This window comes from Daejeonella sp. (genome assembly GCF_037719425.1).
Classification (GTDB): domain Bacteria; phylum Bacteroidota; class Bacteroidia; order Sphingobacteriales; family Sphingobacteriaceae; genus Daejeonella.
In genome coordinates this window covers 1-23,014 of the sequence record NZ_JBBJNI010000027.1, presented here as the reverse complement: position 1 = coordinate 23,014, position 23,014 = coordinate 1, and the positions used below count along the sequence as shown (strand labels likewise).

General features: G+C 43.4%; 18 protein-coding genes. 11 read left to right on the top strand and 7 right to left on the bottom strand.

Going from position 1 to position 23,014, the window contains the following annotated elements:
- Positions 1–81: 81 nt before the first annotated feature.
- Positions 82–2,547, bottom strand: coding sequence for a transglycosylase domain-containing protein (locus WKF69_RS05665; RefSeq protein WP_340380255.1), 2,466 nt, complete (start codon positions 2,545–2,547; stop codon positions 82–84).
- 121 nt (positions 2,548–2,668) lie between these two features.
- Here WKF69_RS05665 and WKF69_RS05660 point away from each other — a divergent pair, with 121 nt between their 5' ends.
- Complete coding sequence (locus tag WKF69_RS05660) at positions 2,669–3,550, top strand: polyphosphate kinase 2 family protein (RefSeq protein WP_340380253.1); 882 nt, start codon at positions 2,669–2,671, stop codon at positions 3,548–3,550.
- Positions 3,551–3,559: 9 nt separating this feature from the next.
- Here WKF69_RS05660 and WKF69_RS05655 read toward each other — a convergent pair whose 3' ends face one another.
- The 3 genes from WKF69_RS05655 to WKF69_RS05645 all read right to left on the bottom strand — a co-directional run bounded on the left by WKF69_RS05655 (position 3,560) and on the right by WKF69_RS05645 (position 5,872).
- Positions 3,560–3,844, bottom strand: a complete 285-nt coding sequence (locus tag WKF69_RS05655; protein ID WP_340380251.1) for a GNAT family N-acetyltransferase — start codon at positions 3,842–3,844, stop codon at positions 3,560–3,562.
- Between the two features lie 66 nt (positions 3,845–3,910).
- The gene (locus WKF69_RS05650; RefSeq protein ID WP_340380249.1) at positions 3,911–4,690 is read right to left on the bottom strand and encodes an amidohydrolase; all 780 of its coding nucleotides are present in this window, start codon (positions 4,688–4,690) and stop codon (positions 3,911–3,913) included.
- Positions 4,691–4,729: 39 nt separating this feature from the next.
- Positions 4,730–5,872 carry a methionine aminotransferase gene (locus WKF69_RS05645; RefSeq protein WP_340380247.1) on the bottom strand — a complete coding sequence of 381 codons (1,143 nt, stop codon included), beginning with the start codon at positions 5,870–5,872 and terminating at the stop codon, positions 4,730–4,732.
- A 319-nt stretch (positions 5,873–6,191) separates the two neighbouring features.
- On the opposite strand from WKF69_RS05645, the gene WKF69_RS05640 reads away from it, so the two are divergent.
- A complete protein-coding gene (locus tag WKF69_RS05640) occupies positions 6,192–6,962 on the top strand; it encodes a queuosine precursor transporter (RefSeq protein ID WP_340380245.1) in 771 nt (256 codons plus the stop codon).
- Here the strand turns inward: WKF69_RS05640 and WKF69_RS05635 are convergent, their stop codons facing one another.
- A complete protein-coding gene (locus WKF69_RS05635) occupies positions 6,963–7,709 on the bottom strand; it encodes an FKBP-type peptidyl-prolyl cis-trans isomerase (protein ID WP_340380242.1) in 747 nt (248 codons plus the stop codon).
- A gap of 101 nt (positions 7,710–7,810) precedes the next feature.
- On the opposite strand from WKF69_RS05635, the gene WKF69_RS05630 reads away from it, so the two are divergent.
- Positions 7,811–9,025, top strand: coding sequence for a sterol desaturase family protein (locus WKF69_RS05630; protein ID WP_340380240.1), 1,215 nt, complete (start codon positions 7,811–7,813; stop codon positions 9,023–9,025).
- A gap of 8 nt (positions 9,026–9,033) precedes the next feature.
- Positions 9,034–9,720 carry a lysoplasmalogenase gene (locus WKF69_RS05625; protein WP_340380238.1) on the top strand — a complete coding sequence of 229 codons (687 nt, stop codon included), beginning with the start codon at positions 9,034–9,036 and terminating at the stop codon, positions 9,718–9,720.
- Positions 9,721–9,791: 71 nt separating this feature from the next.
- On the opposite strand, the gene WKF69_RS05620 is transcribed toward WKF69_RS05625, so the two are convergent.
- The gene (locus tag WKF69_RS05620; RefSeq protein ID WP_340380236.1) at positions 9,792–10,574 is read right to left on the bottom strand and encodes an SRPBCC family protein; all 783 of its coding nucleotides are present in this window, start codon (positions 10,572–10,574) and stop codon (positions 9,792–9,794) included.
- Positions 10,575–10,738: 164 nt separating this feature from the next.
- Between WKF69_RS05620 and WKF69_RS05615 the strand changes: the two genes are divergently transcribed.
- Genes WKF69_RS05615 through WKF69_RS05585 form a run of 7 tightly spaced genes read left to right on the top strand, consistent with a single transcriptional unit; the run spans position 10,739 to position 22,346 of the window.
- Entirely contained in the window at positions 10,739–11,473 is a 735-nt protein-coding gene (locus WKF69_RS05615; RefSeq protein WP_340380234.1) for a hypothetical protein, read from the top strand.
- Between the two features lie 2 nt (positions 11,474–11,475).
- The gene (locus WKF69_RS05610) at positions 11,476–14,250 is read left to right on the top strand and encodes a TonB-dependent receptor (RefSeq protein ID WP_340380232.1); all 2,775 of its coding nucleotides are present in this window, start codon (positions 11,476–11,478) and stop codon (positions 14,248–14,250) included.
- 2 nt (positions 14,251–14,252) lie between these two features.
- The gene (locus WKF69_RS05605; RefSeq protein ID WP_340380227.1) at positions 14,253–15,407 is read left to right on the top strand and encodes a DUF4249 domain-containing protein; all 1,155 of its coding nucleotides are present in this window, start codon (positions 14,253–14,255) and stop codon (positions 15,405–15,407) included.
- A gap of 20 nt (positions 15,408–15,427) precedes the next feature.
- On the top strand, positions 15,428–17,836 hold the full coding sequence (locus WKF69_RS05600; protein WP_340380225.1) for a hypothetical protein: 2,409 nt from the start codon (positions 15,428–15,430) through the stop codon (positions 17,834–17,836).
- 1 nt (position 17,837) lies between these two features.
- Positions 17,838–18,320, top strand: a complete 483-nt coding sequence (locus WKF69_RS05595) for a hypothetical protein (RefSeq protein ID WP_340380223.1) — start codon at positions 17,838–17,840, stop codon at positions 18,318–18,320.
- A gap of 42 nt (positions 18,321–18,362) precedes the next feature.
- Positions 18,363–19,517 (top strand): gliding motility-associated C-terminal domain-containing protein, encoded by a 1,155-nt coding sequence (locus WKF69_RS05590; RefSeq protein WP_340380221.1) that lies wholly within the window; start codon positions 18,363–18,365, stop codon positions 19,515–19,517.
- Positions 19,518–19,568: 51 nt separating this feature from the next.
- Entirely contained in the window at positions 19,569–22,346 is a 2,778-nt protein-coding gene (locus tag WKF69_RS05585; protein WP_340380219.1) for a family 20 glycosylhydrolase, read from the top strand.
- 122 nt (positions 22,347–22,468) lie between these two features.
- Here WKF69_RS05585 and WKF69_RS05580 read toward each other — a convergent pair whose 3' ends face one another.
- A complete protein-coding gene (locus WKF69_RS05580) occupies positions 22,469–22,927 on the bottom strand; it encodes a GNAT family N-acetyltransferase (RefSeq protein WP_340380217.1) in 459 nt (152 codons plus the stop codon).
- Positions 22,928–23,014: the final 87 nt, after the last annotated feature.

The window sequence follows — 23,014 nt, the reverse complement described above, 5'->3', positions numbered from 1 at the left end:
AATGTCTTACCTAAACTACGTAAAAAATATGATTTCGGTTTTTTTTACCGGTAGCTTTTCTACTATAAGAGTATTGTGGTGCTAATTGTTTGGTTTAACCTTATTTTCCCTTCTCTCCTCCCTCAGTTCTTTTCTGGTCTTTATTTCTTCAGTAACTGATTCTGTTTTCGGCGCGGCAGACGGGCGGTTCACCGGCTGCTGACCCGGCTTGTTTTCCTGCTCTCTTTGCGGAGTAGGAATAATAGGTTCGGGGGAGGTAATTGTAGCAGTATCTGAATTTATATCCGGTATGTACAATGAGTCCATGAAGGCGCTGTCTACCGCAAATGTATCTACCTCATATCTCGGAGTAGGGCATTGATATACCCTTGAGATTTTTACGCCAGGTTTTGGAAAGGGGCCGAGTGTAATTCCCAGAGAGGGATCACGGTAAACCTTTTCCATGAACTTTGCAAAGATCGGCAATGCGGTTCTGGAGCCTTCGCCGGTTTCTGAGGATTTAAAATGGACACTTCGCTCATCGCAACCCACCCAAACGCCGGTCACCAGGTCTTTGGTAACTCCCATGTACCATCCATCGACATAGTCGGAAGAGGTACCCGTTTTACCGCCGATCTGATTGTTTTTCTTGAAAAGATCCCATTCCCACAAGGCTTGAGATGTTCCGCCCTGTTCTTCCATTCCTCCGCGCAACATGTATATCATCAACCATGCAATCTCTTTACTAAGGGTTCGCTTCTGTTCAGATTTGAATTCTTCAATAACTCTTCCCTCATTATCAGTAATTTTTTCGACGAGGATGGGCTCAGATCTTACACCTTTATTTAAAAAGGTTCCATACGCCCTTACCATCTCAAAAACACTTACATCATTTGGTCCAAGACTTACTGATGGTACAGCTTTTAGATCGCTTTCTATACCACTTAAATGAGCATATTTAACGACGTTTTCTGCACCAACCTGTTCTGTTATTTGCGCCGTGATAGAGTTCACAGATTTACCCATTGCCCAGCGGAGTGACATTTCCCGGCCTGAGAAATTCCAGTCAGAGTTTTTAGGCTCCCAGTATTCGGTTTTGCCTCCATTCTCATAAGGAATCCGTACAGGTTTATCAACAAGCTTGTCGCAAGGGTTCATTCCAGCTTCAAGTGCAGCCAGGTAAGCAAATGGTTTGAATGTCGAACCAGCCTGCCTTTTCGCCTGGTTAACGTGGTCATAATTAAAGTAATTATGATCGATTCCTCCAATCCAAACCTTAATGTGACCATTGACCGGATCCATGGTCATCATTCCTGTGTTCAGGATCTTTGCGTAGTATTTTATTGAATCTATTGTAGAATAAACAACCTCTTTTTCGCCCGTCCAATTGAAGACTTTCATTTTTTTAGGCTTAGTTAGGTAGTAATTAATAGAGTCCTGGTTGCTATTATATTTCTTTTTTAAAGCATCATAATAGGGCAGGCGCTGAGCAGCTTTTTCCGGAAAATCCAGAATTTCCTTTCCATCTGCCGTTCTCCAGGGATTCTCATTTCCCCACACATTTTCCAGTCGCCGCTGAAGGATCTTCATCTGACTGTTTACCGCTTCCTGAGCGTATTGCTGCATTCTGGAATCGATGGTTGTATATATCTTCAGGCCATCCGTGTCAAGATTGTATCCGTGTTCCTGACACCATTTTTCCAGGTAACGGGATACTGCTGACCGAAGATATGATCCTCCCTCACTTCCCTCATCGAGACTTCCGGGGTTCAATTTTAATGGCCTTTGGCTATACTTTTTAAACTCCGCAGTTGTCAGATACTCGTATTTTTCCATCTGCGAAAGCACGGTATTTCGGCGTTCCAGTGACTTTTCCGGATTACGAATAGGGTTGTAGGTGGTGGTTGCTTTAAGCATTCCAACAAGCATGGCGGCCTCTTCAACCTGTAGCTTATCGGCATCCTTGTTAAAATAACGCTTCGATGCCGTTTTTATGCCGAAGGTGTTACTGCTAAACGGCACCGTGTTGAGGTACATGGTAAGGATCTCGTTTTTGGTGTAGTTGCTTTCGAGCTTATAAGCTGTTGTCCATTCTTTGAACTTATAGACTACTGTGCGTATCACCGGAATGTATTTAACAGCTCCCTGAGATTTTCTATTTCTTGTGCTGTAAAGATTTTTTGCTAATTGTTGAGTGATTGTACTTGCGCCACGCCTGTCGCCTTTGGCTGTGGAGATTATACTCGAAATAAAAGACCTGAAATCAACCCCGGCGTGTTTATAAAAACGAACATCTTCGGTAGCAACCAGGGCATCTACTACAGCAGGTGAAATGCTGTCATATTCAACTGGAGTACGATTCTCTTTATAGTATTTCCCTATCAATTTCCCATCAGAGGTGTACACTTCCGACACAATATTCAAAACCGGTGTTTTGATGTCTTTAATGGTTGGGGAGTACCCAAAGAGCCAAAGAAAGTTAAGCTCAAGGGCGCAGAAAAACAAGATTATGAAGTATAGTGTTATAACTGAGTAGCGAAGCGGCTTATTCGTAATTCTTCTGAACATAGTGTAAAGATCGGGAAATCGTCAGTAATATGGTGTAAAATTAGTGAATTTTAGAAATTCATGAATTAAACGAAATCAGGAGGGAAAAATTTTTAAATTGCCAATCAGGCCAAATTTTATTATGGAAAAAGTCACGAAACAGTTTAAGGTAAGTAATGCCGGCGAGTTTAAAATTAAAGATCATGATCCGAAGTTTACTGATAAATTTAAGAAGGATGATTCCCTGCAGATCCTGGCTGACCTCAAATTGGAGATGGAATCACTGCAGGACCTGTTGTATGCGGCCAATAAACATTCCTTACTGATAATCTTCCAGGCAATGGACGCTGCCGGGAAGGATAGCGCTATTAAACATACCATGAGCGGTTTGAACCCCCAGGGATGTCAGGTCTATAGCTTTAAGCAGCCAAGTGCAGAGGAGCTTGATCACGATTTTTTGTGGCGGCATTCTAAAGCTTCACCGGAAAGGGGAAGAGTAGGAATTCATAACCGGTCACATTATGAGAATGTGCTTGTCTGCAAGGTCCATCCAGAATATATACTTAGTGAAAGAATAGCCTCGGTCTCGTCGGTTGAAGATATTGATGAGGCTTTTTGGAGTGAGCGCTACGAAAGCATCCGGACTTTCGAAAAACATCTTTGCGACAATGGTACAGTGATCATCAAGTTCTTTTTGAATGTTTCAAAGGAAGAGCAGAAGAAAAGATTTTTAGAGAGGATCGAGGATCCGTTGAAGCATTGGAAATTTTCTTCGGCTGATCTGAAAGAAAGAGAATTGTGGGATGAATATATGGCTGCTTATGAAAATGCGATCAGGGAAACCTCTTTTGATCACGCTCCCTGGTATGTTATTCCCGCAGACAAGAAATGGTTTTCGAGAATCGCTATAAGCCAGGTCATAATTGATACACTTAAATCGATTAAGATGACTATTCCCGAATTAAGCGACGCAGAAAAAGCGAAGCTTGAAGAAAGTAAAGCCCGGCTGATAAGTGAAATTTAAATTGCGGATTTACTTCAGCAATACGTCGTCGTATGCGGGTGTCCTGTTAAATATGGCTCTCTCAAAGGAGCAGAGTGGAATTATTTTCAGGTTATTGTCACGGGAATAGGAAACGGCGGCATCGGCAAGAAGGTTTCCTACACCATGGCCCCTCGATTGATCTGAAACATTGGTGTGTTCAAGAATCATTTTGCCCGGCCCTGCAATGTTATAGGTCATTTCGGCAATCAAAGCGCCATTCTCTTCGATATAAAACGAACCCTTATGAGCGTTTTCCCGGTGATTTATTTCCATACAACACTAATCTGACACTCGACCAATCGCAATCACGAAGTGCTAACAAGTATAATTTCTTTTATATCACCGGATAAGCTTGAAGTGGTCTGCATCTTTCAGGAAGGGATGAGAAGTCCTCGAATTGCCTACCTCTTCCTTGCTTATACTAAAAGTGTACAGATCCTCGTCATTAGGCTTATAATAAACGACTTTGCCGTTGGGATCAATACACATCGAATCTCCGGAATGATAAACCTCATTTCCATCGTGGCCAACACGGTTTACAGCAATTACAAAAGCTTGATTTTCAACTGCTCTTGCAGGGATTAATGTTCTCCAATGCAGTGAACGTTTCTCCGGCCAGTTAGCCACAATCAAAAGCATATCGTAATCTTCATTAGCGTTGCGCAGCCATACCGGAAAGCGCAGATCATAGCAGATCACAGGACATATTTTCCAGCCATTTAGTTCCACTATAAGCTTTTTGCTGCCAGGTGTATAATATTGATCCTCCTCGCCTAAGCCGAACAAATGTCTTTTATCATAATGTTCGTAAGTTCCATCCGGACGCATCCAGATCAAACGATTATAATATTTTTTGCCTTCTTTAATAATAATGCTTCCGGTAACAACACTTTCAAATTTTTTTGCCTGTTCATGCATCCATGTCATTGAGCGGCCGCCCATTTCTTCGGCAAGTTGCTCCACATTCATGGAGAATCCGGTGCTGAACATTTCAGGCAATATGATAAGATCTGTTTTTTCACGGATAGAAGTTAGTCTCAATCCGAGATTTTGAAGATTCTTATCAATATTTTCCCAGAACAGGTAGGCCTGGAAAGTTGTGATTTTAAGTGTATTCATAGGTAATACTCATACGTTTAGTAATGGTAAAAGTTGCTATTACACTTTAGCTAATCTAATAACGGCTTTTTCTAGGGTTTCTTGCTTTTTAGCGAAACAAAAACGTAATATATGGTGATCAGTACTATTACTGTAAAATGCCGACACAGGTATACTTGCTACGCCAAACTCTATTGTAAGCCTTTTGGCCAGATCGGTATCTTTCTCGTCGCTGATACGGCTATATTGTACCGACTGAAAGTAAGAACCGTAGCATGGTAAGAGGTCGAATCTCGTATCTCTCAGCAAGTTAGAGAAAAAGTTTTTCTTTACCTGAAAAAAATTACTCAGTTCGAGATAATTTCCACGCTCGCTTAGAAAATCCGCAATAGCGTATTGCACGGGAGTATTTACACTGAAAATCTGAAACTGGTGCACCTTGCGGAATTCTGACATTAACCATACGGGCGCGAGGCAATACCCAACCTTCCATCCTGTTGTATGAAAAAGCTTTCCGAAAGAAGCGGTTATGAAACTGCGCTCTTTAAGTTCAGGATAACGGCTAACACTTAAGTGGTCTGCTCCATCGTAAATGAGGTGCTCATAAACCTCATCGCTTAGAATTAGGATGTTGGAGTTATGGGTAAGACTGATAAGCTCCTTCATATCCTCTTCACTCAGCGTGATTCCGGTTGGATTATTTGGAGAATTAAGAATGATCATTCTTGTTTTTAGGTTGACCAGTTTCTTTACTTCGGTCCAGTTTATTTTGTATTCAGGCGGGCTTAATTCTATTGATCTTACTACCCCTCCCAGCAGAGTAACCGTTGGAGCATAGCAATCATACGCGGGATCAAAAATTATTACTTCATCATCTGGGTGTATTACACAGGTCAGGGCGGTAAATATGGCCTGGGTTCCTCCGGCTGTGATTGTGATTTCAGATTCAGGATTATACGTTGATTTATGAAGCTGTTCCTGCTTTTCGGCCAGCCGCTCCCGTAAAGCCATTAATCCGGCCATTGGCGCGTACTGGTTACGCCCTTCGTTCATGTATTTACTTACCAGGCTAATGAGTTCAGGGGAGCAATCATAGTCAGGGAATCCCTGTGAAAGATTTATAGCATCGTATTGAACGGCTAACTGGGACATCACTGTAAAAATTGTGATCCCAACCTCCGGAAGCTTAGACTTTAATAACATCGTGGTGCTAAAATAGGAATTAGGATTTGAGAAACGAGAAAATGGGATACGAGAGACGAGATGTGAGATTGTCTGGAATAGGATTAGTAGGATTGTTAGGATTAGTAGGATTTCGAATGGTTCTAACGGTGATGAAGAGTTCTAAACCGATTCTAAACTGTTTATAAACCGGTTCTAAACCGATGCGTGAGCGATCAACCAGCGGTTAACGAGCGGTCAATGAGCGGTGTTAAGTTGTGTTTGAGCGGTCAACGAGCGGTGATAGCAGACACTTGCCAATATTTTTCCTATTTTCATTTCGTTTAAAAAACTCTTCACTATGACTTTTAAAACCAAAGAGAGCCGTCTGTTTTTAATTCTTGGATCCTTTTTAATCTCCAATGCTATCCTGGCAGAATTTATCGGGGTTAAAATTTTTACAGTCGAGGGTTCGTTAGGCATCCCAAAATTTGATCTCAATATGTTTGGGGTAAAGGACCTATCATTCAATATGTCGGCAGGGGTGGTCACCTGGCCAATCATCTTTATAATGACCGACATTATTAACGAATACTTTGGTGTAAAACAGGTCAGGTTTCTATCAATCCTAGCTTCCATCATTATATGCTACGCCTTTTTGGTAGTAGGCTTCGCTATGGGCCTGGTCCCTTCAGACTTTTGGATCAATCAGAATGTGAATGGTGAAGCGCTAAATATGAATGTAGCTTTTAATGGAATTTTTGGGCAAGGGATGTGGATTATTGTAGGGTCGATCGTTGCTTTCCTCATCGGCCAGATGGTCGACGTTATGATCTTTCACAAGATCAAAAAAAGTACAGGGGAGAGGTTCTTATGGCTCAGGGCAACAGGCTCCACGCTGGTATCGCAGTTTATCGACAGCTTCGTAGTGATCTTTATTGCGTTTTACATCAATCCTCAATATAGCTGGAGCTGGCAGATGGTCGCCGCCATCGGACTGGTAAATTATACTTACAAATTCCTGATTGCAATTCTTATGACGCCTCTTTTGTATGTGATACACAGCGTCATAGATAGATATCTTGGAAACGATCTCGCCATGAAACTTGTAAAGGAAGCCTCTCAAAAGTAATTACCTGGGCTGAACGCTGACTAGTTCCACTTCGAAGATCAGGGTGCTGTAGGGTGCAATTTCTGGCCCTGCTGCTCTTTCTCCGTAAGCCAAAGCATAGGGAATGAAAAACCTGTACTTAGAACCTGTTGTCATCTGCTGTAAACCTTCTGTCCAACCAGGGATCACCTGGTTTAGCATAAATGTTGCCGGCTCGCCTCGATCATAAGAGCTGTCGAATTGTTTTCCATTTAACAGGGTGCCTTTATAATTGACGGTAACCTCGTCCGTTGCTTTTGGCTTCGCGCCGGTACCCGGAGTAATAACCTGATACTGCAGACCGCTGGGCAGTGATACAATGCCAGGTTTTCGGGAATTTTCACTAAGGAATTTCGTGCCTTCATTGATATTGCCTTCAAACTTTTTCTTCTCAACCGAGCCCAGGAAACTCATTATAAGATCCTGGCATTTTTCCGGACTTAGCAAAGGGGTGCTTCCTGCAAATACATCATTCATGGCTTTTGCGAGCAAAGAAGAGTTCAGGCTGCTTACTCCTCTTGATTTGATGTCATTGGCAATGCTGACACCAAATGCATAACTGGCTGAATCAGTTTGCGATTTAAAGATCGGAGAAAGAGCTTTCGGCTGCGCGGTTGCGGCAGGCTTGGCTGGTGTGGCTGTTTTAGGTTTTGCGGCTGCAGGCTTTGTTTGGGCTGAGCTATATGAGTATGACGCTACAAAAGCAATCAGGATAAAAATCTTCTTCATCGATGAATTTATTGTGAAGCCGCTAATATAGATAGCGCTCGTTAAATAAGAACTATATCATAGAGTTTTTTGTTTCAGATTTTAATCCTAAATTGAACCTTATGCCAGTTAATTACATAGCGCTGTCTATTCCATTTTTCTTCTTATTGATAGGAATTGAGATTGCTTATACCGTTTATAAGAAACTCGGTTATTACAGGCTAAATGATTCTTTAGCAAATCTGAGCCAGGGAATTGGCTCGCAGCTTGTCGGTATCTTTCTGAAGACCGCTACTTTCTTCTCCTACTTTTATATCTACAATCACTGGCGGTTTTACGAATTTCCAAATTCCGTTTGGACCTGGCTTATTTTGTTTATCGGGGTTGATTTCTTCTATTATTGGTTCCATAGAATGAGCCATGAGGTAAATGCCTTATGGGCGTCGCATATCGTGCACCACCAATCCGAAGAATATAATCTAACTGTTGCACTACGTCAATCCTGGTTTCAGGGCGGGTTTTCCTGGGCGTTTTATCTTCCTCTTGCGTTTGCCGGCTTTGAGCCGATCATGTTCCTTACTGTAAGTTCTTTTAACACTATTTATCAGTTCTGGATTCACACACGAGCCATTGATAAGATGGGTCCCCTGGAGTGGATCATCAACACACCTTCGCATCACAGGGTGCATCATGGCTCAAACCCCAAGTATATAGATAAGAACCATGCGGGTACATTAATAATCTGGGACCGGTTATTTGGTACGTTTCAGAAGGAGGAGGATGAAGTTGTTTACGGGATAACCAAACCTCTGGCAAGCTGGAATCCGGTATGGGCGAATTTCCACTACTGGTCTGACCTTACAGAGACCGCCCGAAGGAGCAAGGGTTTGAGGGATAAAGTAAATGTATTTATTAAACCGCCGGGATGGTTTCCCGATTCGCTTGGAGGTATTCAGCGTCCTCATGAAATAGACAAAGAGCTATATAAGAAATATAGCCCGGAGTACAGTTCAGCACTAATTCCTTATATCCTGGTTCAGTTCGTGATCTTTTTGTCCCTGGCCAATTTTCTTATCCTGGCTTACCGGGACATGACCGTTTTACAATTAAGTAGCTGCACGGTGCTCGTTATCGCGACGCTTACTTTATGCGGAGCCCTTTTAGACCAGAAGAAATGGGTAAAAAGATTCGAGTATAGAAGAATAGTTTTCTGGACGCTCGTTCCGCTTTTATTCTACGGCCACCCGTATTTTCTCTACCTCATCTTAATCAATAGCCTTGCAGCGATAATTTCGTCGGTTTGGTTCTATCGCATGCAGAAACTAAATCTATGTTAAAACGCCACATGAGCTTTACGATAATCTTCCTGATCATCGCGATTGCTAATATTTTCGCTGAATACGATTTCGTGTCCCGGCTCAACCTGTTAGTGAAGCCCCTGATATGCATATCGCTGGCTATATATTTTGTTCGAAATGCTAAGATGAATGCAGGGTTTAACCGACTCATACTCGCTGCGCTCATATTGTCTTTTTTCGGGGATTGTTTATTGCTTTTTGCAGACGAATACGCTAGCTTCTTTATGTTCGGGCTAGTGGCATTTTTAATAGCTCACGTACTGTATTCACTAGCTTTTTTCAGGGATTTCAAGAATAACCCACAAGCACCCAAGACCTACGGACATCTCATGTTATTCCTGATGGGAGTTTTTTCGATGAGCTATTATTCGATGATCCGTGATTATCTGGGGGACCTCAGAATTCCGGTCATGGCTTATGTGTTTGTTATTTCAATCATGGTAATTCTCGCAGGCTACCGGTATCGCAGGGTGAATTTGTTAAGCTTCAGGTTGATCTATTTCGGGGCTTTATTCTTTGTTATTTCCGATTCTACACTGGCGTATAACAAATTTGTAGAGCCGTTCGCCTGTTCGGGCGTAGTTATTATGGGGACATATATGCTGGCTCAGTATCTGATTACTATTGGTTCGATTGAGAGGGTGGTGGTGACTGAGAATAAAGCGATCAATTAGAGGGAAGTCATTTGTTTAAGGAGTTTCCAGTCCGCCTGAGGAACGACTGGAAACTTTATGGTTTAGTCATTCTACTTAAACGTGTTTACAACATCTTCCACCTGATTCCATAAGGCAGGTTTATGCTCATAAGTCTTGTATTCCTCGCCTTCGATGTAATGCTTGAAGTTGGTAACATCCTCACGCACCGCTTTTTCGAACACGCCATTTAATAAACGGGCAATTCCCTGTCCTAAACTGCCGGCAGGGGGGAAGTAACTAATATCCACAGTAAGTTCAGTGCCTGAGCCGTTTATAGCGTCATGAAACGTTACTTTTCCAGCGTTCTCGACCATGGATCCCTCTACAGACTGCCAGCCGATATAGTTATTCTCATCTTCACGGGTTATTTCCGCGTTCCAGTTCAGCTTTAAGATCTCACCCGGCAAATTTGCCCGCCAGTGGGAGTTTTTCTGGTCATATTCATCAACCGATGCAAGATGTTTCATAAAACGGGGAAGATTTTCAAGTCTACGCCAGAAAGAATACACCTCATCGCGAGGGCGCTCAACAATGAAAGTTTCCGTGATATTCAATGCGGCAGGATCTGTACCGTCTTTGTCCAATGCGTTATATACGGGACAATAACCGGTAGCTCCCCTGTAAATGAGTAAGCCACCAGCGATAGCCTCCTGCATACCTATAAAAGGATGTTTTTTTAGTGTCTTAAGGCTTTTGTATGTTAAGAACACCCCGCCCAATACCGATAAAACGCGTTCCGTCAGATCCACATTTTGGTCCTCTGCCGGTATAGAAGTAAAATCTAATTTATCTTTCAGCTTCCCGCTGATCATTTCTAAGTTCATAACTCTCATGTTTAGTGGATTAACACCGGGAAGGCGCAACAGTTTTGTTAAATTTTCATTTTCTCAGTTTAAAACTGGATTGATAATCAATCTTGCATTATTTGTGATGAGTTTATTTAAATATTACTAACTTCCTGCCTTGAATAAGACTGTTTAACGAGTCTTATCTGCTTATGAAACAACTAGTTTCCTTAATATTAATTGCCTCTCTGTGTTGTTTTTCTGTCGAATTTTCGTATTCACAGACAACTAATGAAGAATCCGCTGTTGAACACTTACGAAATATTTACTCCGGATCTGTTTCAGAACAGTCGGGTTTGTACGACGGATTAGAATACACCGGGTACCCTTATCCAATACGGGTTGGTCAGCCTTTTTTTCAATCGGACAGCGTTACTAAAGGGGAGGTGTTCTATAACGGTATGTTGTACCGGGATGTGCCCATGTGGTACGATCTTGTAAAAAAAGCGGTAGTTGTTCTTTATTCTAACAACTATTCAAAAATCAGTCTTAACAGTCCTAAGGTTGATTATTTCTCTGTTTTCAACCACCACTTTTACCGGATCGATAGTGTCACTGCCGACCTCAACAATATCGACGAAGGTTTTTACGACCGCATTTATAAAGGGCGGTCTGAGGTAATAGTTAAACGGGCTAAAGAAATGCTTAGAACAACCAGTACCGATGGGGTCTGGATTTCAATCCTTAATCAAAAAGACGACAGGTATTTAGTAAAGGATGGGCGTTACTATTCACTTACGTCCGCGAAATCGGTTCTTAAAGCACTGGGTAATGCTCATGCGAAAGAGATCCAGGCGGAGCTAATGAAGTCAAAAATTAAATTCAGAAGGGATCCCGAGAAGGCACTTGTATTGATGGTGTCTGTTTATGATCAGTTAAGTAAATAGGTATGCGCATTATCCGGACGTTATTACTGCTTTTCTCAATAGTAAGCTCAGTCACCTTATACGGACAAACGTTGAGCGTGGAATTTAAGGACGCAGATGTCAACCAATTTGTTGCCGAGATAGAGGCTAAAACGGACTTTCAATTTTTTTATGCTGCCGCGGATGCTGACAGCATAAAAATTACATTAAGCTTGCGCTCGGAATCTCTTGACCAGATCCTGAGAAAAGCATTTTTAGGTACCCGGATCAAATATGCTATTGATCATAACAAGAACATCTTTTTAACTAAAGACCAGCCCATTGTGGCCACACTTCCTTACGGCCTGTTTTCGTCGGAGAGGGATTCGATGAGGTACGCCACCCAGAAAGAGGCTGAAATAATGGCACAAATACTTGTTGCAGGCGATCCGGGAAGCGTGACCTCAACACAGGAAAACAAGCTGGTGGAGATCGGGATTAAGTCGGGTGCATTTGCCCCGGGCAATGTTTCGCTGGCAGGCTACGTACGTGACGCCGCAAACGGGGCGCCTGTTATCGGTGCCGCCGTTTTTACTGAGGCCCCACGGGTTAACGCTTACACAGATCAATTCGGCTATTATTCCCTAAGCCTGCCCCGCGGACCTCACACCTTACACATTAAGGCATTAGGTATTGCAGACACCCGGCGGCGCTTAGTTCTCCATTCGGAAGGAAAACTGGACGTTGAAATTAAGACCCAGGTACTTTCCCTGAGAGAGGTAGTAATTTCGGCAGAGAACTCAGCTAATGTCCGCAACGTTCAAATGGGTGTTGAAAAACTGAGCATCAAGGCAATTAAGCAAGTGCCGGTTGTATTTGGCGAGGCTGATGTTATACGGGTGATGCTTACCCTGCCGGGCGTTAAGTCGGTGGGAGAAGCAGGCAATGGATTTAATGTTCGTGGCGGGGCTGTGGATCAGAACCTGATACTTTTCGACGATCTTACCATTTATAATCCTTCTCACTTTTTTGGTTTCTTTTCTGCATTTAACCCGGATATTGTAAAGGATGTGGAGCTGTATAAAAGCAGTATACCTGCGAAGTATGGCGGTCGCCTTTCATCTGTACTCGATGTGAACAGCCGGGACGGAAATACGAAAAAACTTTCGGGCATTGCCGGGCTGGGTTTGCTGACGAGCAGGCTTAACGTGGAAGGCCCGCTAATTAAAGACAGAACATCGTTTATTATGGGCGGGCGCACTACCTACTCCAACTGGTTACTTAAGCTTCTTCCTGAAAGTTCAGACTACAGGGACAGTAAAGCTTCTTTTTACGATGTGAACCTGCGCCTGAGCCATAAAGCTAATGCCAAGAATGACTTTTACCTGACCGGTTATATCAGCAACGACGACTCGAACCTGAATAGCGATACCACTTACGCGTATAGTAATAATAACTTATCTCTAAAGTGGAAGCATATCTTTAATAACAAGCTCACCGGCGTTATTGTCGGCGGGTATAGCAAGTATCAATATAATACGAGGAGCGATGCTAACCCGGTAAATGCATTCCGCCAGGGCTTCGATATCGGTCAGTTAAATCTTAAAACCGATTTTAATTATTATCTGAGCCCAAAGCATACGCTTGATTTTGGTATGAGTTCTATTCAATACAAGCTTAATCCTGGTTCTTTCAGGCCTTTGGGCAGCGAGTCGCTGGTTGTAACGGATGTGGTAGACATGGAGCAGGCGATTGAAAGCGCGGCCTATATCGGCGACCGGTTTGACCTCACATCCAATCTTTCCCTAGATCTTGGTGTCAGGTACTCGATCTTCAATTATCTTGGCCCCCAGAGCATTAACTCCTATGTGCCGGGGCTGCCGAAATCGGAGACCAACCTGCTGGGGGTGACGAGTTATAATAAAGGAGAGGTGGTGAAGACTTATCATGGACCTGAAGCCCGATTGTCTGCGCGCTACCAGTTCAGTGACGATTTTTCCGTTAAAACTGGTTATAACACGCTGAGGCAATATATTCATATGCTTACGAATACAGCGGGCAGCTCACCGACAGACATATGGAAACTCAGCGACCCGAATATAAAGCCGCAGTATGGCGACCAGTTCTCTTTCGGCTTATATAAAAATCTCAAATCAAACACCATTGAGACCTCTGTAGAGGTTTATTATAAGCGATTGAAAGACTACCTGGATTATAAAAACGGAGCCAAACTGACAATGAACCACGATATTGAAACGGATGTGATCAATACACGGGGTAAGGCGTATGGAGCCGAGTTTCTTATAAAAAAGATAACCGGGAAGTTAAACGGATGGCTTGGATATACCTGGTCGCGAACACTTCTCAGGATGGACGATCCTACAGCCGCTCAATCGATCAATAACGGAGATTACTATCCCTCAAACTTCGATAAGCCTCACGATGTGACCCTGGTGAGCAACTATCGTTTTTCTCACCGTGTGAGTATGTCCCTCAATACCACGTATAGCACCGGTCGCCCCATTACTGTTCCTGTGGGAAAATATCTGTATGCGGGTTCACTGAGAGCCCTTTACTCTGGACGGAACCAGTTGAGGATCCCGGATTACTTCCGCACCGATATCTCTATGAATATTGAGGGGAATCACAAAATTCACCAGCTTACTCATAGTTCATGGACAGTCGGGATATATAATGTTACAGGAAGGGATAACCCATATTCAACATATTTTCTTTCTGAAAAGGGAGTAATTAAAGGGTACCGCCTGACGGTCTTTGGAAGTGCGATCCCTTACGTGAACTATAATATTAAGTTTTAATTATGATAAAAAAGACTCTCATCCTGTTAGTTTGTACCGTGATGGCTGCGTACCTGGGATGCAAAAAACCCTTTAACCCAGAATCTTTGCAGAGGTTCAAAAGTGCTTTGGTTGTTGAGGGCATTATAAATCCGTCGGGTACAACGAATATTTACCTGACCCGCTCACTGGACCTGGATGATAAAATAACAGTAAAGGCGGAATTGAAAGCCGTGGTGCAGGTGTTATCTGAAGCAAATACAGCAATCACTCTCGCCGAAAAGGGCAACGGATTGTACTCTGTTCCGCAGCTTACACTCAACAGCACACAGAAATACAGGCTGAAAATTAAAACTGTTTCGGGGGCAGAATACATTTCGGACCCCGTAAGTGTAAAAAATACGCCGGTTATTGATAAGCTCTACTGGGTAAGAGAAACTGGCGGTGTTGGGATCTATGTTGATGCTCACGATAGCCAGAACAATACGCGGTATTATCAGTGGGGGTTCGAAGAAGATTGGGAGCTGCGTTCTGTTGATGAATCTCTTTATAAAGCAACTGGTATACCAGGCGGTAAAGCGAGAATCGACTCCCGTGATTCTAAAGAAACCCCGCTGATGTTCACCTGTTATAAAACAGGCCGGTCTTCCTTTATCAATATATTTTCAACAGCTGCGCTTAATTCAGATCTTGTGTCAAAGCACCAGGTGGCCTTTATTCCAAATAATTCTGAAAAATTAGCTGTAAAGTACAGCATCCTGGTAAGACAATCCGCCTTAAGTTTCAAAGCTTTTGAATACCTGGAGATGATGAAGAAGAATACGGAACAACGGGGGTCGTTCTTTGACACACAGCCATCAGAATTGATCGGTAATATCCGGAACTTAAATGACCCTGATGATATTGCGATAGGCTTCATTGAGATCGCTTCGGTTCAGGAAAAAAGGATCTTTATACAAAGGGACGAGGTAAATCCGTGGGGTTTCCAGTTATCATGCTCTGATGTTGTGGTCAGAAATAACCCCGACAGCCTGGTGGCATACCTTTCGGGACAAATAATACCGCGACAGCCTGTACTCGGCGTTACCGGGGATATTACCCACTGGGGCGGGACCACTAACAATTGTATGGACTGCAGAACGCGCGGAGGAAATAATAATAAGCCAGTTTTTTGGTAGATTAAAAAGACAGCAATCAAATGTCAGTAAAAATCAATAAGACCCATTCACTGATCCGGGCAACAGTACTTAGTTGCTTTCTGTTATTTGTAACTGAAATTTCTGCTCAGCCGTTAAGTACAGATCAGTTATCATCACTCTTCAACGACTTTGCTAAAAGGAACCTTCGGGAGAAGATTTATACACATACGGACAAAGATCTTTATATCGCCGGCGAAATTATATGGTTTAAGATATATAATGTCGGTGCCGGTTCTCACATGCCCCTCGATCTGAGTAAAATTGCTTATGCAGAGATCATTGATCAGAATAATAAACCTGTTTTGCAGGCAAAAATAGCGCTGAAAAAAGGCAGCGGAAACGGCTCATTACAGTTGCCTGTTTCTCTTGCCTCAGGCACCTACCAGCTTAGAGCGTATACGAACTGGATGAAGAATGGCGGTCCTGAATATTTTTTCGAGAAACATCTCACCGTAGTGAATGCGCTGGTAAAACCGGGTAGGCTCACGGTTGAAAAAAGCAGAGGGTATGATATTCAGTTCTTCCCGGAAGGTGGTAATTTGGTAGATGGGCTTCGCTCCAAAGTAGCGTTCCGGGCCACTGACAGCAATGGGAAGGGATTAGACCTGGCAGGGGCTGTTGTGGATGGCAATGGGGATACGATAGCCCGGTTCAGCCCGCTACGGTCCGGAATCGGAAATTTTCATCTCACACCCGCAGCGGGCAAAATGTATAAAGCTGTTATAAATGTGCCTGACGGACCCGATATCATTAAACCGCTGCCTTCAAATTATAAAACGGGCTATGTGATCTCATTGAATGAAGGGCAGGATTCCCGGCTGAATCTAACCATTCAATCAAATGAAATCTTGCAAGGTGAGGTATTGCTGCTGGTTCATACACGACAGGAAACTAAGATCTCAGCCAGAATTCCACTATCACAGGGTAAAGGTGAATTTCTTATAGATAAGGGCCTGCTGGGCGATGGGATCTCTCACCTTACGATATTCAGTACTTTGGGACAGCCCTTATGTGAACGACTGTATTTTAAGAAACCGTTAAAAAAGCTGGCGATCGCGGTAAAGCCGGATCAAAGCCAATACGCGTCGCGCAAGAAGGTTACACTTACCCTTGAGTCTAAAGACGAGACTGGCCGGCTGACAGATGCTGATGCATCAATTGCCGTTTATGCCACAAGTACAAACCCGGCTACTCCGGACATCGCAAGTTATTTATGGTTACAGTCTGATCTCAGGGGGAATGTGGAAGACCCGGCGTATTATTTCAAAAATGATGATCTCCAGTCTGTGGAGGCTGTGGACAACCTGATGCTCACTCACGGCTGGCGTCGGTTTGTATGGAATGAAGTTTTGTCGGGAAAACCCCGGCTTCCGGAATTTCTTCCTGAGATTGAAGGGCATATCATTTCAGGCAGAATTACGGACGTACGAACCAATACTCCCGCACAAAATATTATGGGGCACTTATCGGTTCCAGGGAGGAAGCTTCACCTCTACGCCGCGACAAGTAATGCTGCCGGGAACGTTAAATTTTTTACGAAAGATATCAGCGGCCCGGTAGAATTGGTGGCTCAGAATAACGTTGAAATAGATTCTATCTTCAGGATCGATATATCAAGTCCGTTTTATGATAAATATTTGCCGGCACGCACGCCTTTCCTTGCCTTGCCGCAGCAGGCAAGGGAGCAGGTGCTTAGCCAAAGTGTTAGTGCGCAGGTACAGAACGCTTATATTGGAAATAAATTAAATACTTTTTATACTGCTTTGCAGGATAGCAGCTCATTTTATATGAAGCCTAGTAAGACTTATCTTCTTGACAATTTCGTCCGGTTTAATACGATGGAGGAGGTATTGAGGGAATATGTTCTGGAAGTACCGATCAGCCGGAAGCGGGATAATTTCTTAGTATGGGTAGCATACAGGGCTTACCAGAATGAGTCGATAAGACACGTGAAGCCATTACTGCTACTGGACGGAGTGCCAATTTTTGATACAGGTACTAAGATCGTCAGATATGATCCGAAGAAGATCAGAAGTATCGAGGTGCTTGACCGGTCGTATTTTCATGGCCCGCTCAAGTTTAACAGCATTGTGCATTTCAAATCCTATAAAGGAAATCTTCCGGATTTCCAACTCGATAACAGGGCAACTATAATGGACTATGAAGGTACCCAGCTAAAAAGGGAATTCTATTCGCCCGTATATGACACGCAAATGCAGGCTGCTGGCCGTATGCCTGATTTCAGAAATTTACTATATTGGGCTCCGGATATAGACATTGATAAATCAGGAACCAAAACGCTGAGCTTTTATACATCAGATCAAAAAGGGAATTATACTATAGTTGTACAAGGGATCACATCCTCCGGAACACCCGGAACCAATACGTTTAACATAGAAGTAAAATAATATGTGGGCGAGGTTTATACTTCTTATAGCCTGCCTGATAAGTATAAATACGGCAAATGCTCAATCCGGCGGCCGGTGCCCGCAAAACATCGGGTTTGAAAGTGGAACTTTCGAAAACTGGAAATGTTATAATGGACTTGTAAGTGTAAACAGGAGTATTAGTAATAGCCCGTTTCTTGATTATTCTTTAAGCGTGTCTGGGCCAGTTCCTAATCAACATACAATCATTCCGCGGAGCAATGACTTGGATAACTATGGCGAATTCCCGCTCAATTCACCCAATGGAAGTGATTATGTGATCAAGCTTGGAAACGCTGAGGGGGGGCATGGGGCTGAGCGGGTAAGTTATACACTTGAAGTCCCCGCGAATATTGATGCATACTCCATTATTTTTAATTATGCGGTAGTCCTGCAGAGCCCCAATCATCAGCCCTATGAACAGCCTAAATTTACTGTTCAGATTATCGACGAAACGACAAATTAATCTACCAGCTGCGGTTCATTTGAATTTATAGCAAGCGGCACATTGCCGGGCTTTAAACGATCAGAGGTTGAGCCAACAGTTTTGTTCAAACCATGGTCGCCGGTGCTGTTGAATTTAACCGAATATCTGGGACGCCGGATCAGACTAGAATTTACTACCAACGACTGTACCTTTACTCAACATTTTGGTTACGTGTATCTTGATGTAACTGAAAACTGCTCTCACCCTGTAACAGGCAATGTGATCTGCCCCGGCGTCGCGCCGATAACCCTGAAAACCCTTCCGGGCTTTAACGAGTATGAATGGTTTGATGTAGAAACAAAGAAGCTGCTTGGTATGGCTGATAGTCTGGTTTTGCCTGCAAGCACCCCGGTCGGCAGGCAAATTGCTGTAAAGCTGGTGCCGTATCCCGGATTGGGATGCATTCAAACCTTGTACACGACTATACAAGGGCCTAAAGTAAATGTTAATCAGCCGCCGCCGGAGTGTGTTTTTGTTGATATAACAGCGTCCTCTATAACTGCTGGTAATTTGCCTGATCTGAAATACAGCTATTGGATGGATGCTGCTGTGACGATTCCCCTGACGAATCCAAAGAATATCACTAAAAGCGGGTCATATTATATAAAAGGGCAGAATAGTCCGGGATGCTTTGCGATAGGGGAAGTTAAGGTGATTATTGTGAGCCCACCGCCAATTTCTATTACAGATCCGGAACCAGTTAACTACCCCGAAACAATAGATATAACAACTAGCTATATCCCCGAGGCAGGTCTCAAGTATTCCTATTGGAAGGATTTAAAAGTAACAGTACCACTGCCTAATCCGAAGGCAGTAAACCGGAATGCGACGTTCTATATTAAAGTAACTAACATCGCAGGTTGTGTCACGGTGGCGCCGGTCAAAGCCTATATCATTTATCCCGGGATAGTTATTCCGAATGCATTTACGCCTAATGGTGATGGTGTTAATGATGTTTTAACCGTGCTGATAGATAATTCCATTAAGATCAAAGCTTTTAAAATCATCAATAAGTGGGGAGATGTCGTATTTACATCTACAGATATTTACAACTATTGGGATGGTTCATGGAACGGTAAAGCATTGCCGGTTGGGGTCTACTACTGGTTCGTCGATGGTGTTGATACTTCGCAAAGAAAGGTACGGCAATCGGGTTCTGTAGCTGTTTTAAAGTAAGATAGGGGCAGTTAGTTTAGGTTCCTCTCCGCCCCGGGCCGATCGGAGACGATGAGGTGGCGGCTCACGCCCGACATGACAACGCTCTATGAAGAAATGGGGGAGATTCCGGTTCAAAAGCCGGAATGGGAAGGGGAAAAGGTGTTGCTAAAGCTGGAGGCAATGAATACTTCTCGCAAGCAGCAGGAGGCGGTTCCTTCAAATATTTTTGTAATTTGTCTGAAAATTAAAATCATCCTCAATATGATCATGACTTTCAAATCAAAAATCAAGGCTTTCCATTTTTTGTTCTTACTACCGTTGTCTATTTCTTCGGCTGTCTTCGCTCAGGTCAAAGCAACTTCTGATTATAAACTTCGTGTAGAATGGAAACCATTGCAGAATAATTTTGAAGGCCAAGACCAATCCTTATCCAGCCTGAACATCATCAATGATTCAGATATTGATCTCCCACCGAATGGATGGACATTATATTTCAACTATAGCGGCAGCTTCCCGCAACCGGACAGCCGTGGACTAATAATTTCCTATATCAACGGCGATCTTTATAAGATAGAACCCAATCCTGCATCTGATGGTATTGCAGCAAAAGCAAGTGTAAACTACCAAATGGTTCGTTCCGGGACGATCGATAATATTACAATGAACCCACAAGGCTTTTACCTTGTGATGGCGAGCGCACCAGGTAAAGCTATTCCAGTACCTGCAACCTACCCTAACCCAGATAAAAAGTTTTTACAAAGCCTCGCTTCGGCGTCAAATAGCTCGATGAATCCGGCAAATGTGTTTGCCAAAAATCTGATCGTTAAAGACCTTAATGCAGATGTGCTTGTTAAAGTATTTCCAAGCCCTTTGACCTACAATACAGGGAGCGGGGAGTTCAAACTTTACGCGGGCACCCGTATTTATGCCGAGCCTGCTTTTTCTAAAGAAGCAAGCTACCTGGCTTCCGAGCTTGAAAAGGTGTTATTATTAAAGCCGGGCATTGTTACTTTAGTGCCAACCGGCAATTCTATTGTCCTTCAAAAAAATATGCGTCTCGCTCCGGAAGGGTACTCCCTTAAGGTTTCGTCCAGCGGGGTTGTAATTTCTGCTTCAACTTCAACCGGCGCTTTTTATGGTATCCAGTCTTTGAAAACATTGCTTCCTCCAGCAAGCTGGAAAGGAAAACAAGGCGAAATTCAAGTCCCGGCGGTAGAGGTTATTGATCAACCCCGGTTTGGTTACCGCAGCTTTCTGCTGGATGTATCCCGTAATTTCCAACCTAAAGCTGAGATAATTAAGATATTGGATCTGATGAGCTTGTATAAGCTCAATGCACTCCATCTGCATTTTTCTGATGATGAGGGATGGAGAGTGGAAATACCATCCTTACCCGAGCTTACCTCTGTGGGAAGTGTGCGCGGCCATACGGTCGACAATAAAAATAACATCCAGCCGTCATTTGGATCGGGCGGTGCGGCCAATACGCTTCCTGGAAGCGGCCACTACAGCAGAAAAGATTTTATCGACATTTTGAAGTATGCTGCTGAGCGCCATATTAGCATAATCCCCGAGATTGAATCGCCGGGACATGCACGAGCTGCCATCAAGTCTATGGAAAATCGTTATGCTAAATTAATGAAGGCAGGGAAGGCTGCTGAGGCTAACCGGTATCGCCTTACAGAATCTGCTGATTCGTCCAAATATCGCTCTGTTCAAGGCTGGAGCGATAATGTGATCAACGTCGCTCTTCCATCTGCTTATAATTTTATGGAAAGGGTTACCGACGATCTTATTGCCATGTATAAAGAAGCAAATGCTCCGTTGAAAACTATTCACTTTGGCGGAGACGAGGTTCCGGCAGGAGTGTGGGAGCGCTCGCCGGCCTATATTCAGCTAAGAAAATCAAATCCAACTATTAAAAACACCGACGATCTATGGTACTACTATTTCGGTAAGCTAAATGAGATGGTTAAAAAGCGCGGACTTTATGTATCAGGCTGGGAAGAAGCCGGTATGCGGAAAACTATGCTGGACGGCAAACCGCATTACATTGCTAACCCCGACTTTGCTGATGATCATTTTCAGCTCAACGTATGGAACAATACCATTGGTTCAGGTGCGGAAGACCTTGCACACCGCCTTGCAAATGGCGGCTATAAAGTTGTTTTATCACCGGTCTCCAATCAATATTTTGATCTGGCCTATAACAATTCTTACTATGAGCCCGGATACAAATGGGGTGGGATGGTAGATGCTGATAAACCCTTTTATTTCATCCCATTTGACATGCTTAAGAATGTGAAGGAAGATAGTAAGGGTAACCCAATGGACGAACTTGATCAGATAGGAAAGATCCGGCTTACCGATTACGGTAAGTCCAATATCGTAGGGTTACAAGGCTTATTGTGGTCAGAGAATAACATCAATACCGACAGGCTGGAATATATGATGTTGCCGAAACTACTTGGCCTGGCTGAGCGTGCCTGGTCAAAAGAGCCGGAATGGGCGACCGGCAATGACAAAGCAAAATCTGAAGAGCTTTACAAGCAAGCGTGGATCGAATTTGCCAATATTGCAGGTAAACGCGAATTACCAAGGTTGAGTTATTATAACGGTGGTTATTCTTACCGGATTCCTGAACCAGGACTTAAAATTGAAAACGGACGTGTCGCTGCAAATGTTCAATATCCTGGCCTAGAGATGAGATATACTACCGACGGCTCTGAGCCGGAGGCTGGAAGCAAATTATACATAGGGCCTGTTAGTGAAAAAGGAGTCATTAAGGTGGCAGCATTTGATGCTGGTGGGAGGAGAGGGAGAATTGTTGAGGTGGAGAATAGGTAGTTGCTTCGCTGCGCCTGCCTGCGGTAGGCAGGCTCGCAATGACAATGGTTGGTTAGTTGTTGGTCGGGTAGCTTAATGGCAGTTTCGTTCTCCGCCCAGTCTAACAACTAACCAACTAACAACTAACAACCAAATGTTTTACTAATATAGTAACCCTGTTTCTGATACCCGTTCTGCTCATAAAACCTGTGGGCGCCTTCACGGTGAAATGAGGATTCCAGGCCCATGAACTTACATAGATGTTCGCGGGCGATCTTCTCGGCATCATCTAACAGCATTTTCCCGATTTGCCTGTTTCGCATCTTTTGGTCGACTACCAGTTCATCAATATTGGCCAGATTGCCTTCAGCCTTTAAATTATTTCGGATAATCAGCGAGCATAGTCCTATAAGTCGGTCGTTTTGATAAGCTACGCGAATAATATGTCCGCTTAGTTCAAAGGACTTTAAAAAAGAAGCTTCCAGGCCTGCGTGATTGAGTTTTCTGTCTGGCCATAACTGCTGAAGCAGGGAGATGATCTCCTGAATGTCTTCAGGCTTGCTATCTCTTATTAAGATTTCCTTTTGATTGTCTCCGGTCATTCGATTGCCTCTTTGCCAAATTTAAATAAAGATATTGAAGTAGGCGTTTAGTTGATAATCATTTTATAGGTGAAGGGCGGTTTTTCG

What these genes read in the sequence shown, in the direction of transcription:
- WKF69_RS05625 (WP_340380238.1), top strand. Translation starts at nt 9,034, where the DNA reads ATGAGCTTTACGATAATCTTCCTGATCATCGCGATTGCTAATATTTTC.
- WKF69_RS05665 (WP_340380255.1), bottom strand. Translation starts at nt 2,547, where the DNA reads ATGTTCAGAAGAATTACGAATAAGCCGCTTCGCTACTCAGTTATAACA.
- WKF69_RS05645 (WP_340380247.1), bottom strand. Translation starts at nt 5,872, where the DNA reads ATGTTATTAAAGTCTAAGCTTCCGGAGGTTGGGATCACAATTTTTACA.
- WKF69_RS05660 (WP_340380253.1), top strand. Translation starts at nt 2,669, where the DNA reads ATGGAAAAAGTCACGAAACAGTTTAAGGTAAGTAATGCCGGCGAGTTT.
- WKF69_RS05640 (WP_340380245.1), top strand. Translation starts at nt 6,192, where the DNA reads ATGACTTTTAAAACCAAAGAGAGCCGTCTGTTTTTAATTCTTGGATCC.
- WKF69_RS05615 (WP_340380234.1), top strand. Translation starts at nt 10,739, where the DNA reads ATGAAACAACTAGTTTCCTTAATATTAATTGCCTCTCTGTGTTGTTTT.
- WKF69_RS05595 (WP_340380223.1), top strand. Translation starts at nt 17,838, where the DNA reads ATGTGGGCGAGGTTTATACTTCTTATAGCCTGCCTGATAAGTATAAAT.
- WKF69_RS05650 (WP_340380249.1), bottom strand. Translation starts at nt 4,690, where the DNA reads ATGAATACACTTAAAATCACAACTTTCCAGGCCTACCTGTTCTGGGAA.
- WKF69_RS05635 (WP_340380242.1), bottom strand. Translation starts at nt 7,709, where the DNA reads ATGAAGAAGATTTTTATCCTGATTGCTTTTGTAGCGTCATACTCATAT.
- WKF69_RS05655 (WP_340380251.1), bottom strand. Translation starts at nt 3,844, where the DNA reads ATGGAAATAAATCACCGGGAAAACGCTCATAAGGGTTCGTTTTATATC.
- WKF69_RS05585 (WP_340380219.1), top strand. Translation starts at nt 19,569, where the DNA reads ATGAGGTGGCGGCTCACGCCCGACATGACAACGCTCTATGAAGAAATG.
- WKF69_RS05610 (WP_340380232.1), top strand. Translation starts at nt 11,476, where the DNA reads ATGCGCATTATCCGGACGTTATTACTGCTTTTCTCAATAGTAAGCTCA.
- WKF69_RS05630 (WP_340380240.1), top strand. Translation starts at nt 7,811, where the DNA reads ATGCCAGTTAATTACATAGCGCTGTCTATTCCATTTTTCTTCTTATTG.
- WKF69_RS05600 (WP_340380225.1), top strand. Translation starts at nt 15,428, where the DNA reads ATGTCAGTAAAAATCAATAAGACCCATTCACTGATCCGGGCAACAGTA.
- WKF69_RS05620 (WP_340380236.1), bottom strand. Translation starts at nt 10,574, where the DNA reads ATGAGAGTTATGAACTTAGAAATGATCAGCGGGAAGCTGAAAGATAAA.
- WKF69_RS05580 (WP_340380217.1), bottom strand. Translation starts at nt 22,927, where the DNA reads ATGACCGGAGACAATCAAAAGGAAATCTTAATAAGAGATAGCAAGCCT.
- WKF69_RS05605 (WP_340380227.1), top strand. Translation starts at nt 14,253, where the DNA reads ATGATAAAAAAGACTCTCATCCTGTTAGTTTGTACCGTGATGGCTGCG.